The following is a 16,314-nucleotide window of genomic DNA, read 5'->3' on the forward strand; positions in this document are numbered from 1 at the left end:
AGCATTGAGGATTTTAAACAAAACCTAGCAGAGTATCTATGTTATTACAATGAGGAAAGACCTCATCAAGGATTAAATGGGAAAACTCCTATAGAATTTAATGAAAACTGTCCACGAATTACTTGACATCTACAATTCTGAGTGTAACGAAGAATCTTTTCATGCCTGAGGAATTTTGATTTATATCCAGTAGCACAATGATATTCTTTACTACCACACAAGTGTGTCTGTTCAGAATGACGGAGTAGAAAGGTTGTCAGTAACACAAGAAGATTACGGCTTTCACGGAGGTTACTATTTTATGGAAGCTCTTTTTAGTTTGTCATTAATAGCAACTCCTATGCCTTTATTCGGAATAGGCATAACTGCAATTCCTGAATATAAATCATCTTCATCTAACTCAATAAGTGCGGCAAATAAATTATGAGCAGCTTCTTTTAAGTTTTTTGTAGGGCTAAGATTTATGACTTTTTTTGCTTTTAGCCTTGTTTTTCCAAAAGCTATTAAAGCTTCATTAGATTTTACATGATATCTTACATTTAACCTAACAGGTAAAGATGGAGCATAGTGTCTTAATAACTGTCCTGGGCTTTTAACTTTACCCTTTTTATCTGGAGTTGTAGATTCTTCTACTTTCATTAAAAGCTTATTTTGAATATCTTCAGCAGTTATAAATCCATGTCTTAATATAGTAGGGTTTTCAGATGTTAAATCTAAGATAGTAGATTCTAATCCAATTTTTGTTCTGCCTCCGTTTACAACTCCTGACACCATATCATTGTCAAAACTTTTAATTACATGTTTAGCTTCTGTTGGGCTAGGGCATCCTGATTTATTGGCACTTGGAGCAGCGATTGGAACTCCAGTGTTTTCAATTAATTTTAGAGCTATATCATTTGCAGGCATTCTTACAGCAACGGTATCTAGTCCAGCTGTTAGAGCATCGCAAACAGTGTTTGGTTTTTTCTTTAAAATTAAAGTTAAAGGTCCTGGCCAGAAGAGCATTATTAATCTCATCGCTCTATCATCTATTTCTGCGATGCTTTGAGCCATCTCAATGCTAGAAACATGAGCGATTAAAGGATTGAAGTTTGGTCTTCCTTTTGCATGAAAAACTCTTCTTACAGCTGTCTCGTTTGTTGCATCAGCTCCTAATCCATATATTGTCTCTGTCGGAAAGGAGATTAACTCTCCTTTTTTAATTAATTTAGATGCCTTTATTAAATCGCTATTGTCTTTGCCGAAAAATATCATTACTTATCCTTCTTAACTAATTTGTTTTTTAGTGTGATTGCTAGTTCTACAGATTTATTTTTTGTCCATAAAGCTCCTTTAATAATATAAGGTTTGGATTTTATAGTATTTTCTTTTATAAGCTCCCAAGCTTTTATTAAATATTCTTTTGCATAAGGTGAGTATTTTTTACATAGCTCTATAAATTTGCGAAAAGCTTTTCTAAGTAAAGAATTTGATTTCTTACAAGCCTCTTTTACATAAGGAGTGCTTGTCTCTACAGCTTTGTTAGCTAAAGGACAGATTTTATCACTATATATTTCTTTTGCTGTTTCCAGATTCTTATCAAACTTAGGTTTTGTATTTTCAATAATTTCTGTAATAATGTTTTTGTTAGCCACTATGCATCCTTCTCTTTCTGAATTGTAGTCTTCAACTTTTGCTGTTTCTTCGCCATGTATGGTGTATATTACAGCACCAGCTTTTTCAGCAATGTATGATGCTGGATATAAATCCCATTTTTTAATTGAGCTTTTTATATAAGCTCCAAATTCTCCACGAGCAACCCTTATTAGGTCTAAAGAGCTAACTCCTATGCTTCTAATTCCTCCGCTTACTTCGCTTAGATGTTTCATTATAGAGTTTGTTTTTTCAAAACAGCTTTTGCCTATTCCGTAACTTATTAAGCTTTCAGACAAAGTGGCTTTTTGATTGCATTCTATGCTTTTAGCAGTTGGCTTTTCAGAGTTAGTATATTCCATAAAAGCACCTTTTTTATCTCTGCTAGCATAATAAAGCTCTCCCATTGCAGGAAAGTAAACAACACTTACAATAGTCTTGCCTTTTTCTTGTAAACAAATAGAGCAAGAAAACTCTTTTAACCCTTTTAAAAAGTTTGTTGTTCCGTCTATTGGATCTATTATCCATAGATAATCAGAGTTATGATCTTCTTCCCCACTCTCCTCTGCTAGAAAAGAGAAGCCTTTAAAATTCTTGTTTAACTCTTCTTTTATAAAGTCTTCGCACTCTGTGTCTGCTTTACTAACAAAGTCTCCAATGCCTTTAGTTTTTACATTCAGGCTTGATATTTTTGCTTGATAGTCTAAAGCTTTATCTCCAGCTTGTTTCGCTATATCTTTAATGATGTTTAAATGTTCTTGTGACATGTTTATCTCCTTGTGAGTTTAATTATATGAGTTTTTTATAAAAAATCAATTGCTTTTTGTTAAATTTTAATTAAAATGAAAGCAAATTTAATTTGGAGAAAGAAAATGGAAGATCACATATTTAAAGAATATGATATTAGAGGCATCGTTGGAGAAGAGTTTGTTTCTGATGATGTTTATAAAATAGCAAGAGCTTTGGGAGTAATGTTATCCTCTAAAGGTGTTAAAAAAATGAGCACAAATAGAGATGGTAGAGAAAGTTCAGAGAATTTTCAAAATAATCTTAATCAAGGCTTAATAGATAGTGGTATTGATGTTGTTGATTGTGGTTTGGGTAGTTCTCCAATGCATTATTATTCAATGATACTTAATGACTCAGATGCTGGTGTCATGGTTACAGCATCTCATAATCCTAAGAAATATAATGGTTTGAAAATTAATCTTGCTAATAATAAGCCTTTTCATGGAAACGATTTGCAAGAGCTTTTAGAAGTTGTTAAGTCTGAAAAGATTATTTCTGGAAAAGGAAAATTGACTTCCATAGATGTTAAAGAATCTTACATAAAAAGGTTATTGTCTGATTTTGAAGGCGATAGGTCTCTTAAAGTTGTGTGGGATAATGGTAATGGAGCAAGCGGTGAGTTGATTAATCGTCTTGTAGAAAAATTGCCAGGAGAACATACTGTGATATATGGCGAAATTGATGGTAGTTTCCCAAACCATCATCCTGATCCTAGTGTTCATGCTAATTTAAAAGATTTGCAGGATAAAGTTTTAGAGGTTGGAGCGGACATAGGTTTTGCTTTTGATGGTGATGGTGATAGATTGGGTGTGGTTACTAATAAAGGAGAAATTATAAATAATGATCTTCTTGTTGGTATATTCGCCAAAGAAGAGCTGAAAAAGGAGTCTGGTGGTATTGTTATTGCTGATGTTAAGTGCTCTAAAGTATTGTTTAACAAAATATCTGAATGGGGTGGGGCTCCAATTATGAATGCAACAGGTAATGTTAATATTAAATCTAGAATCCAAGAGGAAGATGCTTTAGTTGGAGGAGAAATATCTGGGCATATATTCTTTAATAGAGGTTTTTATGGATATGATGATGCTCTGTATTGTGCTGTTAAGTTGCTAAATATACTTAATGCAAGTGATAAAACTTCATCAGAGTTGTTATCGGAGTTTCCTAAAAGCTTTGCTACGGATGAAGTTAGATTTGAGGTTCTTGAGGATGAAAAGTTCTCTATAATCGATAAAATAACAAAAGAATTTGAAAAAAAAGATGGCTTTTTTGTTAATGAAATGGATGGTGTTAGAGCTGAAAACGATAACGGCTTTATATTGATTAGAGCATCAAATACTCAAAATGTTTTGTCAATTCGATGTGAAAGTTTGGTTTCAGAGAGTCATCTGGAAGAGATGATTGATTTAGCTGTTCAAGAAATGGTAAAAGCTGGTGTTAATATAACAAAAGAAGATTTATTAAGCTAAATAAAACCTTGACAAAAATTAACGAATCGTATATATTAAAGCTCTGATTAAACAACAAAAAGAAGGCGACAAAGAATTTATTAAGTTAAAGTTCTTAAGGTTGCTCTTCTAACTTGTTGTTTTATTTGCATAAAATGTTGGTGGGAGATTTGCCATAATCGAACCACCTGAGTCTAATAAAAAATATAAAAGGAGACTTTTAAAATGGCTAAAAAAGTAAAAGGCTATATCAAACTGCAAATCGCAGCTGGTGCAGCAAATCCTTCACCACCAGTTGGTCCTGCTTTAGGTCAACACGGTGTGAATATCATGGAATTCTGTAATGCATTCAATGACAAAACAAAAGAAATGGAAAAAGGCATGCCTGTTCCAGTTATCATTGAAGTGTATGAAGACAGATCATTTAGTTTTACAACAAAAACTCCACCTGCAAGTTTCTACTTGAAAAAAGCTGCTGGTCTTAAAAAAGGTGCTAGCGATATCGGTAGAGAAATTGTTGGGTCTGTTACAGAAGCTCAAGTAAGAGAAATAGCAGAAGCTAAAATGGAAGATTTAAATGCTAACGATGTTGAAGCTGCTATGGAAATGATTAAAGGATCTGCAAGATCAATGGGTATTGAGGTTAAAGGATAGATATGGCTGGTAAAAATTATAAAGAATTTAAAGCTAAAGTTGAAGCTACTAGAGATTATTCAGTAGAAGAAGCTGTTAAACTATTGAAAGAAAACTCAAAAGTTAAATTTGATGAAACATTAGAAATCAACATGAACTTAAATGTTGATCCTAAGCATGCTGATCAAATGGTTCGTGGTATGGTAAATATGCCAAAAGGTACAGGTAAAACAGTTAAAGTTGCTGTTTTCGCTAAAGGTGATAAAGCTGAAGAAGCTACAAAAGCTGGTGCAGACTTTGTTGGTGCTGATGACCTTGCTGCGGAAATCCAAAAAGGTATGATGGACTTTGATAGAGTTATCGCTTCACCAGATATGATGGGTGTTGTTGGTAAACTAGGTAAAGTTTTAGGACCCAAGGGTTTAATGCCAAATCCTAAGTTAGGAACTGTTACTCCAGATGTTGCTAAAGCTGTTAAAGATGCTAAAGCTGGTTCTGTTGAATTCCGTGCGGAAGCAAATGGTATTGTGCATGCTGGTATTGGTAAGTTAAGTTTCTCAGAAGCTGACTTAATCGAAAATGTGAATGCTTTTGTGGCTGCTATTACAGCTGCAAAACCAAGTGGAGCTAAAGGTACTTATATTAAAAAAGTAACTTTATCTTCTACAATGGGAGTTGGAATTTCAGTAGCTCTATAATATAGACTACTGATTTTTTAATTTTCAAGTCCAAGACTGCAGGTAAGTATAAAAATGTTTTTTATCTTTTAATTTCCTGCACAGACGGTATAAAGCAAAAGAATAAAGGTTCTTTTATTGAATGCCGTTACGACTATTAATAATATATATTTTTAGTTGTTAAAGTCTTAAATTCGTCGAGTGTTTATCACTCATAGTGTTTAACTCTAAAAGAACGGAGAAGTTCTGTGAGAAAAGAACAAAAAGAACAAGTAGTTCAAGATCTGAAACAATTGTTCGAAGGTAATGAATTAATGGTTGTTGCTCATAACGAGGGACTTACTGTTGCTGAGATTACTGAACTTCGTGCGAAGCTAAGAGAAGCTGGCGCTGGTATGAAAGTGACTAAGAATACTCTTGCGAAAATTGCTGCTAAAGGCACAAAATTCGAAAGTATTTCTGACATTTTATCAGGTCCAACTACAATTGCTTACTCTAACGATCCTGTGGCTGCAGCTAAAGTTGTTGTTAACTTTGCAAAAGATAACGAAAAATTAGTTGTTGTTGGTGGTGCAAACCTAGAAGGTGGATTAGATTTAGATGCTGTTACAGCTATTTCACTTCTTCCTTCACTGGATGAAGCTAGAGCTATGATTGTTGGAATGATTTCAACACCAGCATCTAGAATTGCAAGATGTCTTAGTGCTCGTTCAGAGCAAGAAGCTGCTTAATAAATAAAATACAAGGAGATTTAAAATGGCTGATTTAGCTAAAATCGTAGAAGAACTATCAAAATTAACAGTAATGGAAGCTGCAGAGCTTTCTAAAATGTTAGAAGAAGAGTGGGGCGTTTCTGCTGCTGCTCCTGTTGCTGCCGCTGCTGCTGGTGGTGATGCTGCCGCTGCTAAAGATGAATTTGATGTTATCTTAGCTTCTGCAGGTGGAAACAAAATCGCAGTTATTAAAGAAGTTAGAGCTATCACAGGTCTAGGCTTAAAAGAAGCTAAAGACTTAGTTGAAGGTGCTCCAAAACCTGTTAAAGAAGGTGCTTCAGCTGCTGATGCAGAAGAATTAAAAGCTAAACTAGAAGCTGCTGGTGCTACAGTAGAACTAAAATAGTTTTTTTCTAAAAAGTTTTATTTTTTCGGAATGGACTCAATTAAATACTAGTGTGTATTCTAAGAGCTTCATTCCGAAATCTAAAACTTCTATAAAGCTTATTTATAATGATGAGCGATTCTCATTAATAGGATTCGAGAATTAAAAAAATAAATTCTATGCTGATAAAATTTTAAAAAAGGGTTCATTGATTTGAAAACAAAATTTAAATAAATAAAAATTAATAACTAAGGATTTTTTATAAGAGTCCTTAGTTATTCGTTTTTTAAATGGATAAAAAATTAAGAAGGAAGAATTAAGAATTAAAAATGTTATTGTCATCTTGAGTTAAGCACATAGTGCGAAGTCTAAAGATCTCTTATAGCAGATTTCTCCACTCCTTATAGTCGGTCGAAATGACAAAACTATATTGAAAGTATAGAAAATTAATTCTTAAATCTTAAGCCTTAATTCTAATTTTAGAATAAGCTCGTAAAACTTCTTTCATCGGGCAACCGCTAGAGCTTGCGGATAACGGATATGATGAAAGAAATAGGAAAGAAATGAGGGGTAAAAGTTGTAGGTATTATTGTTATCTTTAGCTAAATGCAAAAAGTTAAAAGATTTAAACAATAGATTTCTTTACTCTTTACAGTTTTTCAAAATGATAAATTTGTATTAGAGAAAAATATTTACTACTTATTATTTTCCAATTTAAAACAATAAGGGATCAAAAAAATTATGGATAAATCGCTAGTTTCTAGAAAAAGACTTAGAAAAAGCTTTGGAAAGATTGAAGAAATTGCTTCAATGCCAAACTTAATTGAAGTGCAAAAGAAATCTTTTGCTGATTTTTTGCAAGCAGATGTTCCTTCAAACAAGAGAGAGAACACAGGTCTGCAAGAAGTTTTTAAATCTATTTTCCCAATATCTGATTATTCAGAAAAAATGGAAATAGACTTTGTGAAGTATGAGTTTGATGCTCCAAAATACGATCATATTGAATGTGTTTACAGAGATATGACTTTCGCTTCACCAATGAAGGCAACATTAAGATTATCAGTTTTCGATATTGATGAAAAAACTGGATCAAAATCAATTAAAGATATTAAAGAACAAGAAGTGTATCTATTAGATATGCCTCGTATGACAGATGATGGAACATTTATCATTAACGGAACACAAAGAGTTGTTGTTTCTCAAATGCATAGATCTCCAGGTATCTTCTTTGGTAGTGATGATGGTAAAACATCTACTTCAGGTAAAGTTTTACATACTGCAAGAATTATACCTTACAGAGGTTCTTGGTTAGATATTGAATTCGATCCAAAAGATAAAATGAATGTAAGAATTGATAGAAGAAGAAAACTTCCTCTAACAAGTTTACTTTATGTTTTAGATTCAGAGGATACTGAACAATATAAAGCAGAATGTGCTGCTAACAATACTGTGATTAATGAAGAAGAAATCTCAGGTATGAGCAAAGAAGAAATAGTTAACTATTTCTATAAAGCAAAATCATATAAAAAAGTTAAAGGTGGTTATGAAATAACATTTGATCCTGAAAACCACAAAGGTACAGTATTAAAATATGATTTAGTTGATGCTAAAAGTGGCGAAGTTGTAGCTAAAAAAGGAACAAGAATGACAATCAGAGCTCTTAAGAAGCTAGCTGATTTAAAATCAAACATTGTTCCAGAAGAGCACTTAATCGGTAATTATTTCTCAGAAGACATGATTAATGAAGATACAGGAGAAATTTTATTCGAAGCAGGTTCTGTTGTTACAGCTGATGATATTGAAATAATCAGTAAGCTAAAAGAATTCAAATTAATTTCTACAGGTGGAACAAATCCAGGTTCATACTTATTAGAAACAATGTCTATAGATAAAAACTCATGTAGAGAAGAAGCTTTACTAGATATATATAGAGTTTTAAGACCAGGTGAACCACCTACAGTTGATAGTGCAAGTACTTTGTTTAATGCTATGATGTTCACAGAAGAAAGATATGATCTTTCAGCTGTTGGTAGGGTTAAAATTAATGCTAGATTAGGCTTAGATTTTGCGGATACACAAAGAACAATTACAAAGAAAGATATCTTAGAAATCATTAAAACATTAATGAATATTAAAGATGGTAAAGATGAAGTTGATGATATCGATAGTTTAGGTAACAGAAGAATTAGATCTGTTGGTGAGCTATTAGAAAACCAAATCCGTATTGGTCTTGTTAGAATGGAAAGAGCTATTAAAGAAAAAATGAGTTCAGTTGATGATGAAGGTGTAATGCCTCATGATATTGTTACTACAAAATCATTAACATCAACAGTTAGAGAATTCTTTGGTATGTCTCAATTATCTCAATTAATGGACCAAAATAACCCTCTTGCTGAGGTTACTCACAAAAGAAGAATTTCTGCTCTTGGGCCTGGTGGTCTAAACAGAGAAAGAGCTGGTTTCGAAGTTCGTGATGTTCATCCAACTCATTATGGAAGAATTTGTCCTATTGAGACTCCTGAGGGACCAAATATTGGTTTGATTAACTCTCTTTCAACATACTCAAAAATCAACAAATATGGATTTATCGAAACTCCATATAGAAAAGTTATTGACGGTAAGGTTACAGAAGAAATTGTTTACTTATCTGCAGATGAAGAAGGAAGACATACAATCGCACAGGCAAATGCTTCTCTAAATGAAGATAAATCATTAGCTGGAGATTTAATTTCTTGTCGTTTCTGTGGTGATTATATCATGGCGAACCCTTTAGATATTGACCTAATGGATGTTTCTCCTAAACAGGTTGTTTCAGTGGCTTCATCATTGATTCCTTTCTTAGAAAACGATGATGCTAACCGTGCTCTTATGGGATCAAACATGATGAGACAGGCTGTTCCTCTATTACAGGCGGATTCTCCAATTGTTGGAACAGGTATTGAGAAAGTTGTAGCACAAGATTCAGGTTCTTCTATTATTGCTAAAAGAACAGGTATTGTTGACCAAGTTGATGGTGAAAGAATTGTTGTTCGTGCAACAGAAGAAAAAGATCCTACAGCTCCAATTGTTGATATATATAGATTAATTAAATTCACAAGATCAAATGCTTCAACAGCAATTAACCAAAAACCACTTGTAAAAGTTGGAGATTTTGTAAGAGCTGGTGATATTATTTGTGACGGTGCTTCTACAGAGCTAGGTGAGCTTGCTTTAGGTAAGAACATGCTTGTTGCATATATGCCTTGGAACGGTTATAACTTTGAGGATTCTATTCTAATTTCAGAAAGAGTTGTTAAAGATGATGTGATGACTTCTATCAATATTGAGAAGTTTGAAGTTTCAGCAAGGGATACAAAACTAGGTGAAGAAGAAATTACAAGAGATATTCCAAACACAGGTGAAGAAGCTCTTAAGAATCTTGATGAAGCTGGTATTATTCATATTGGTGCTTCTGTAAAAGCTGGTGATATTCTAGTTGGTAAAGTTACTCCAAAAGGTGAATCAGTAATTTCTCCAGAAGAAAAACTTCTAAGAGCAATCTTTGGTGAAAAAGCTGCTGATGTTAAAGACTCTTCTCTAAGAGTTCCTCCTGGGGTTGAAGGTACTGTTGTTGATGTTAGAGTATTCTCAAGAAGAGGTATCAAAAAAGACGAAAGAACAATCAAAATCGAGAAGCAAGAAATCGAAAAGCTTGCAAAAGATAGAGATGATGAAAAAAGAATTCTACAAAGAAACTTCTTTGATCAAATCTCTCAAGTATTGATTGGTCAAGAATATGTATCAGGTGCTAAAGAAATTGCAAAAGCTGCTAAGCTTACACAAAAAGATTTAGATACTGTTACAAAAGGTAAATTACAAAAAATTGTAGTTGCTGACGAAGATGTAAATAAAGCTGTTAGCGAAATGACAAAAACATATGAGCAAGGTATCAAAGATATCGATAAGCGTTTCGATGCTAAGATTGAAAAAGCTCAAGCTGGTGCAGATTTACTTCCAGGTGTTATGAAACAAGTTAAAGTGTTCATCGCTCAGAAGAGAAAATTATCTCCAGGTGATAAAATGGCTGGTAGACATGGTAACAAAGGTGTGGTATCAAGAGTTCTTGCAGAAGAAGATATGCCTTACCTAGAAGACGGAACTCCTGTTGATATCGTGTTGAATCCTCTTGGTGTGCCATCTCGTATGAACATTGGTCAGATTCTAGAAACTCATCTAGGTTGGGCAATGGGTCACTTCGGTAAACAAATAAATGAAACTCTACAAGCTGTGCAAGAAAATAAAGCTAAAATGGAAGATGTTAGAAATAAAATCGAAGAAGCTTATGGTACAGATGTTTACAATGCAGAGTTTAAAGACTTAAATGATGATGCTATTGTTGAAGTTGCTAAAAACTTGAAAAAAGGTGTTCCAATTGCGACTCCTGTTTTCGATGGTGCTAAAGAATCAGATATTGAAGAAATGCTTGAAAAAGTAGGCTTAGATACATCTGCTCAAGTAACTTTATTCGATGGTAGAACTGGTGAGGCTTTTGATAGAAAAGTTACAGTTGGTTATGTGTACATGTTAAAACTTCATCACTTGATTGATGATAAAATGCATGCTAGATCAATTGGACCATACTCACTTGTTACTCAGCAACCTCTTGGAGGTAAAGCTCAGTTTGGTGGTCAAAGATTTGGTGAGATGGAAGTTTGGGCTCTTGAAGCTTATGGTGCTTCTTATATCTTACAAGAAATGTTGACAATCAAATCAGATGATATTGCTGGTAGAACAAAAGCTTATGATGCTATTATTAGAGGTGATAACTCATTTGAAGTTGGTGTTCCAGAATCATTTAATGTGCTTGTAAAAGAATTACAAGGTCTAGGTATTAACCTTGAGCTTAATAACAAAGAACTTTAGGAGGATAGATAAAGATGAATGAATTAATGCAAATTTTTGGAAGAAATAATACTCCTGAAAACTTTGATCAAATCAGAATTAGTTTAGCAAGCCCTGATCAAATTAGAGCTTGGTCTTATGGTGAAGTTAAAAAACCAGAGACAATTAACTACAGAACTTTCAAGCCAGAAAAGGACGGTCTTTTCTGTGCTAGAATTTTCGGACCAGTAAAAGATTACGAATGCCTTTGTGGTAAATATAAAAGAATGAAATACAAAGGTGTAATTTGTGAAAAATGTGGTGTTGAAGTTACTTTCCAAAAAGTTAGAAGAGAAAGAATGGGGCATATTGAACTAGCTGCTCCAGTTGCTCACATTTGGTTCTTGAAATCATTACCTTCAAGAATATCAACTATTTTAGATATGACTCTAAAAGATGTAGAGAAAGTTCTATATTTTGAAAAATTAGTTGTTATTGAGCCTGGCATGACAGATCTTCAAGAAAGACAGCTATTAAGCCAAGAAGAATACTTACTTGCTCAAGAAGAGTATGGTGAAGAAAACTTCAAAGCAGGTATAGGTGCTGAAGCTCTTAAAGAAATTATGGTTCAAATGGATCTAGAAGAAATGCTAGCTGAAACTAAAGAGGCTTTAGCAAACTCTAGATCAGAAACTAAAAAGAAAAAATTAGTTAAGAAACAAAAACTTCTTGAAAACTTGATTTCTTCAAACACAAGACCAGAATATATGATCTTAGATGTGTTGCCAATTATTCCACCAGAACTAAGACCTTTAGTTCCATTGGATGGAGGTAGATTCGCATCTTCAGACTTAAATGATCTATATAGAAGAGTTATTAACAGAAATAATCGTTTAAAAAGACTATTAGAATTAAAAGCTCCTGAAATAATCATCCGTAATGAAAAGAGAATGCTACAAGAATCTGTAGATGCTTTATTTGATAACGGAAGAAGAGGAAGAGTAATTACAGGAACAAATAAAAGACCTCTAAAATCTATCTCAGATATGCTTAAAGGTAAGCAAGGTAGATTTAGACAAAACTTATTAGGTAAAAGGGTTGACTATTCAGGTCGTTCTGTTATCGTTGTGGGTCCTGAATTAAAAATTCACCAATGTGGATTACCAAAGAAAATGGCTTTAGAGCTGTTCAAACCATTTATTTATCATAAGTTAGAAGCTTATGATTTAGCTCCTACTATTAAAATTGCTAAGAAAATGGTTGAGTCAGAAAGACCTGAAGTTTGGGATATTCTAGAAGAGGTTATTAAAGAGCATCCAGTGTTATTGAACCGTGCTCCTACTCTTCATAGACTTGGTGTGCAAGCTTTCGAACCAATTCTTATTGAAGGTAAAGCGATTCAGCTACATCCTCTAGTTTGTGCGGCTTTCAATGCCGATTTCGATGGAGACCAAATGGCTGTTCATGTTCCTTTATCTCTAGAAGCTCAATTAGAAGCAAGAGCTCTGATGATGTCAACAAACAACATCTTATCTCCTGCTAATGGTGAGCCAATTATTGTACCTTCTCAAGATATGATTTTGGGTGTTTATTACATAACAAATGAAAAAGATGGTGCATTAGGTGAAGGTATGACATTCGCTTCTGTGCAAGAAATTAAAAATGCTATGGATAATGGTGTTTTAGAAATGCATGCTAAAATTAAATGTAGATATAAAACTGTAGATGCAGATGGTAATAAAGTGGTTAAAGTTGTTGATACTACTGCTGGTAGAATGATTCTATCAGAAATATTCCCAAAACATCATGAGGTTCCTTTCTCTTTGATTAACTGTGTTATGACTAAGAAAGAAGTTAAGAAAGTTATTGATGTTGTTTACAGAAAATGTCACGAAAAAGTTACAATTGAGTTCTGTGATGATCTGAAATCTATTGGTTTCAAATATGCTTGTAAAGCAGGTATCTCAATTGGTAAAGATGATATGATTATTCCTGATACAAAATGGGATATCGTTGGTAAAGCTAAAGATCAAATGAAAGAGCTTGAACAACAATATCAAAACGGTTTAATCACTAAAGGTGAGAAATACAATAAAGTTGTTGATGTTTGGTCAGAATGTTCAGAAGAAGTTGCTAAAGAAATGATGAATACAGTTTCTACTTCTGGTCAAGGTAAAGATATGAATGCTATATATATGATGGCCCATTCTGGTGCGAGGGGTTCTGCAACTCAGATTAGACAGCTGGCTGGTATGCGTGGATTGATGGCAAAACCTGATGGTTCTATTATCGAAACACCAATTATCGCGAACTTTAAAGAAGGACTATCTGTTTCTGAATACTTTAACTCTACTCATGGTGCTCGTAAAGGTCTTGCCGATACAGCCCTTAAAACTGCGAGTTCAGGTTATCTAACAAGAAGACTTGTTGATGCAGCTCAAGATTGTGTAGTTAGAGCTGAAGATTGTGGAACAACTAAATCAATCACAGCTAGAGCTGTTGTTGATAGTGGAGATATTATTGTTCCTCTATCTGAAGTAATTCAAGGTAGAGTTTGTGCAGCTGATGTTGTAAATCCAAAAACAGAAGAAGTAATTTTCAAAGCTGGAGATATGATTGAAGATATTGATGCAGTTATGATTGAAAAATCTGGTGTTGATTCTGTTCAAATCAGATCACCTTTATTATGTGATTGTGAAGTTGGTGTTTGTGCTAACTGTTATGGTAGAGATCTTGCAAGAGGACATAAAGTTTCTGTAGGTGAAGCTGTTGGTATTATTGCTGCTCAATCTATTGGTGAGCCAGGAACACAGCTTACTATGAGAACATTCCATATTGGTGGTGCTGCTCAAAAAGGTGCAGAACAATCTAATGTTGAAGCTCCAATTAATGGTAAAGTTTCTATTGTGAACTTGGTTTCTGTTGTTGATAGCTCAAACAATACAATTGTTATGAATAGAAATACAGACATCATGGTGTTTGATGAAGAAGGTCTAGAAAAAGCTAAATACAGAGTGCCTTATGGTTCTAAACTTTTAGTTAAAGATGATGAAGTAATTAAGAAAGATCAAATTCTTGCTGAATGGGATCCTTATACAAGTCCAATTATCGTTGCTAAAGATGGTATTGTTAAGTATGAAGATCTTATCGAAGATATCTCTTTCGAAAATGTTATTGATGATACAACAGGTATTGGTTCTAAAATTGTTTCTGACTGGCACCAAAACCCTAAAGTATCAAACATCAAACCAAGAATCGTTTTAACAGATGATAAAGGGAACTCTTTAGAGTTAGATAATGGTCAAGAAGCTCAGTACTTCATGTCAGTTAATGCCGTTCTTTCAGTAAATAATGGTGATGAAGTGAAAACTGGTGATGTTATTGCTAGAATCCCAAGAGAAGCTGGTAAAAACAAAGATATTACTGGTGGTCTTCCAAGAGTTGCTGAATTATTTGAAGCAAGAACTCCAAAAGATCATGCTTTAATCGCTCCAGTTTCTGGTAGAATTGAGTTTGGTAAAGATTATAAAACTAAGAAGAGACTTATCGTTGTTCCTGAAGATGGTTCAGATGCAGTTGAATGTTTAGTACCAAAAGCTACTCATTTACTTGTTCATGAAGGTGAAATCGTTGAGAAAGGTGATCTTCTAATGGAAGGTTCTCCATCTCCAAGCGATATCCTAAATGTTATGGGTATTGAAAAACTTGCTGAATACATTGTTGAAGAAGTTCAAGCTGTTTATAGACTTCAAGGTGTGAAAATTAACGATAAACATATCGAGGTTATCACAAGACAAATGTTACAAAAAGTTGAAATCTTAGAAGGTGGAACTTCGACTATGTTAAAAGGTGAAATAGTTGATAGAACTACTTTCAAAGAGGAAAATGATAAAGTTAAAGCTGAAGGTGGTAAAGAAGCAATCTCAAGACCTGTTATTCAAGGTATTACAAGAGCTTCTCTACAAACTAAATCATTTATCTCTGCTGCATCATTCCAAGAAACAACAAGAGTTCTTACAGAAGCTGCAGTTCAAGGTAAAGTTGATAATCTACTTGGCTTGAAAGAAAGCATCATTGTTGGTAGGTTAATACCTGCTGGTACTGGTAGAGTTGTTCAAGGATACAAACAATTAGCTCAGCAAAAAGATAAAGAATTATCTGAAAAAATGCAAAGCGAAATTGAGTCTGATATTCAAGAATAATTTTATTCAGCTTAATTAAAAAAACAAGCCCTGTTAGTAATAGCAGGGTTTGTTTTATTTAATTTGACATATCGAGTAAATTTATTTATATTTTTACTTATATAAAAACTAAAGTTAGAAAGAGTTATAAAATGAAAGTTCTTACATGGAATATAAATTCAATAAATGCTAGAATGCATGTTTTAGAAGAGGTTTTAAAGAAGCATTCTCCTGATGTGTTAATGTTACAAGAGACTAAATCTCAAGATGTTAATTTCCCAATACTGGATTTAAAATCATTGGGTTATGAAGTGGCTTTTAAAGGTCAAAAAAGTTATAATGGTATAGCTGTTTTAACTAAAGTAAAACCTGACAATATATTATTAGAGCTACCAGGTATTGAAGATGAAAATGCTAGATTTTGCCAAATAGAAATGGATGGGAAAGTGTTTATATGTATTTATGCTCCAAATGGTAATCCAATTGGAACTGAAAAATTTGAATATAAATTACAATGGCATGAAGCTTTAAATAAACATTTAAAAAGCTTAATGGCTGAAGGTAAAGAAATTGTCCTGGGTGGAGATTTCAATATTTGTCCAACTAGAAAAGATGTGTATGATTTTGACAGAAATAAGGATAATGCTTTGTGTCAACCAGAGTCCATAGCTCATTATAATAGACTTATAAACATGGGTTTTGTAGATGCTTATAGAGCATTTCATGAAGAGGGCGAGCAGTACACATTTTGGGGTTATAGACAAGCAATGTTTAATTATAATAAAGGTTGGAGAATAGATTTCTTTTTAGTAACACCAGACTCTTTTGATGAAGTTAAAGATTGCTGGATTGACAAAGAATTTAGATCTATGGAAAAACCAAGTGATCATACCCCGCTTATTTTGGAACTTTAGCCTTTTATTCTTTAAAATAACTATATATTGATTTTTTTAAAAAAATATGCTAGAAATGAACTCCTTAAATTAATAAGAAAGG

Annotated in this window: 10 protein-coding genes; 8 read left to right on the forward strand and 2 right to left on the reverse strand. The window is 33.4% G+C overall.

The window, feature by feature from the left end; all coding sequences use genetic code 11:
• Positions 1-294 precede the first annotated feature (294 nt).
• Together OIF36_04270 and OIF36_04275 are read right to left on the reverse strand one after the other, a co-directional pair.
• A complete protein-coding gene (locus OIF36_04270) occupies positions 295-1,254 on the reverse strand; it encodes an L-threonylcarbamoyladenylate synthase (GenBank protein MCV6599673.1) in 960 nt (319 codons plus the stop codon).
• Positions 1,254-2,399 (reverse strand): inositol monophosphatase, encoded by a 1,146-nt coding sequence (locus OIF36_04275; GenBank protein MCV6599674.1) that lies wholly within the window; start codon positions 2,397-2,399, stop codon positions 1,254-1,256. Before OIF36_04275 ends, OIF36_04270 begins: the two co-directional genes overlap by 1 nt.
• A gap of 105 nt (positions 2,400-2,504) precedes the next feature.
• Here OIF36_04275 and OIF36_04280 point away from each other — a divergent pair, with 105 nt between their 5' ends.
• The 8 genes from OIF36_04280 to xth all read left to right on the forward strand — a co-directional run bounded on the left by OIF36_04280 (position 2,505) and on the right by xth (position 16,232).
• Positions 2,505-3,890 (forward strand): phosphomannomutase/phosphoglucomutase, encoded by a 1,386-nt coding sequence (locus tag OIF36_04280; protein MCV6599675.1) that lies wholly within the window; start codon positions 2,505-2,507, stop codon positions 3,888-3,890.
• Positions 3,891-4,094: 204 nt separating this feature from the next.
• Entirely contained in the window at positions 4,095-4,523 is a 429-nt protein-coding gene (gene rplK, locus OIF36_04285) for a 50S ribosomal protein L11 (GenBank protein MCV6599676.1), read from the forward strand.
• Between the two features lie 2 nt (positions 4,524-4,525).
• The gene (gene rplA / locus OIF36_04290; GenBank protein MCV6599677.1) at positions 4,526-5,200 is read left to right on the forward strand and encodes a 50S ribosomal protein L1; all 675 of its coding nucleotides are present in this window, start codon (positions 4,526-4,528) and stop codon (positions 5,198-5,200) included.
• Positions 5,201-5,427: 227 nt separating this feature from the next.
• The gene (gene rplJ / locus OIF36_04295; protein ID MCV6599678.1) at positions 5,428-5,910 is read left to right on the forward strand and encodes a 50S ribosomal protein L10; all 483 of its coding nucleotides are present in this window, start codon (positions 5,428-5,430) and stop codon (positions 5,908-5,910) included.
• Positions 5,911-5,935: 25 nt separating this feature from the next.
• Positions 5,936-6,298, forward strand: a complete 363-nt coding sequence (gene rplL / locus OIF36_04300) for a 50S ribosomal protein L7/L12 (protein ID MCV6599679.1) — start codon at positions 5,936-5,938, stop codon at positions 6,296-6,298.
• Between the two features lie 720 nt (positions 6,299-7,018).
• A complete protein-coding gene (gene rpoB, locus OIF36_04305) occupies positions 7,019-11,179 on the forward strand; it encodes a DNA-directed RNA polymerase subunit beta (protein MCV6599680.1) in 4,161 nt (1,386 codons plus the stop codon).
• A 14-nt stretch (positions 11,180-11,193) separates the two neighbouring features.
• Positions 11,194-15,339: a DNA-directed RNA polymerase subunit beta' gene (gene rpoC, locus OIF36_04310; GenBank protein ID MCV6599681.1), complete on the forward strand. Its 4,146-nt coding sequence runs from the start codon at positions 11,194-11,196 to the stop codon at positions 15,337-15,339.
• A gap of 131 nt (positions 15,340-15,470) precedes the next feature.
• Positions 15,471-16,232 carry an exodeoxyribonuclease III gene (xth, locus tag OIF36_04315; protein ID MCV6599682.1) on the forward strand — a complete coding sequence of 254 codons (762 nt, stop codon included), beginning with the start codon at positions 15,471-15,473 and terminating at the stop codon, positions 16,230-16,232.
• Positions 16,233-16,314 lie beyond the last annotated feature (82 nt).

Source organism: Alphaproteobacteria bacterium, from assembly GCA_025800285.1.
Classification (GTDB): Bacteria; Pseudomonadota; Alphaproteobacteria; order JAOXRX01; family JAOXRX01; genus JAOXRX01.

Coding starts and splice junctions, on each gene's coding strand:
- OIF36_04270 (MCV6599673.1), bottom strand. CDS start 1,254: ATGATATTTTTCGGCAAAGACAATAGCGATTTAATAAAGGCATCTAAA.
- OIF36_04275 (MCV6599674.1), bottom strand. CDS start 2,399: ATGTCACAAGAACATTTAAACATCATTAAAGATATAGCGAAACAAGCT.
- OIF36_04280 (MCV6599675.1), top strand. CDS start 2,505: ATGGAAGATCACATATTTAAAGAATATGATATTAGAGGCATCGTTGGA.
- rplK (MCV6599676.1), top strand. CDS start 4,095: ATGGCTAAAAAAGTAAAAGGCTATATCAAACTGCAAATCGCAGCTGGT.
- rplA (MCV6599677.1), top strand. CDS start 4,526: ATGGCTGGTAAAAATTATAAAGAATTTAAAGCTAAAGTTGAAGCTACT.
- rplL (MCV6599679.1), top strand. CDS start 5,936: ATGGCTGATTTAGCTAAAATCGTAGAAGAACTATCAAAATTAACAGTA.
- rpoB (MCV6599680.1), top strand. CDS start 7,019: ATGGATAAATCGCTAGTTTCTAGAAAAAGACTTAGAAAAAGCTTTGGA.
- rpoC (MCV6599681.1), top strand. CDS start 11,194: ATGAATGAATTAATGCAAATTTTTGGAAGAAATAATACTCCTGAAAAC.
- xth (MCV6599682.1), top strand. CDS start 15,471: ATGAAAGTTCTTACATGGAATATAAATTCAATAAATGCTAGAATGCAT.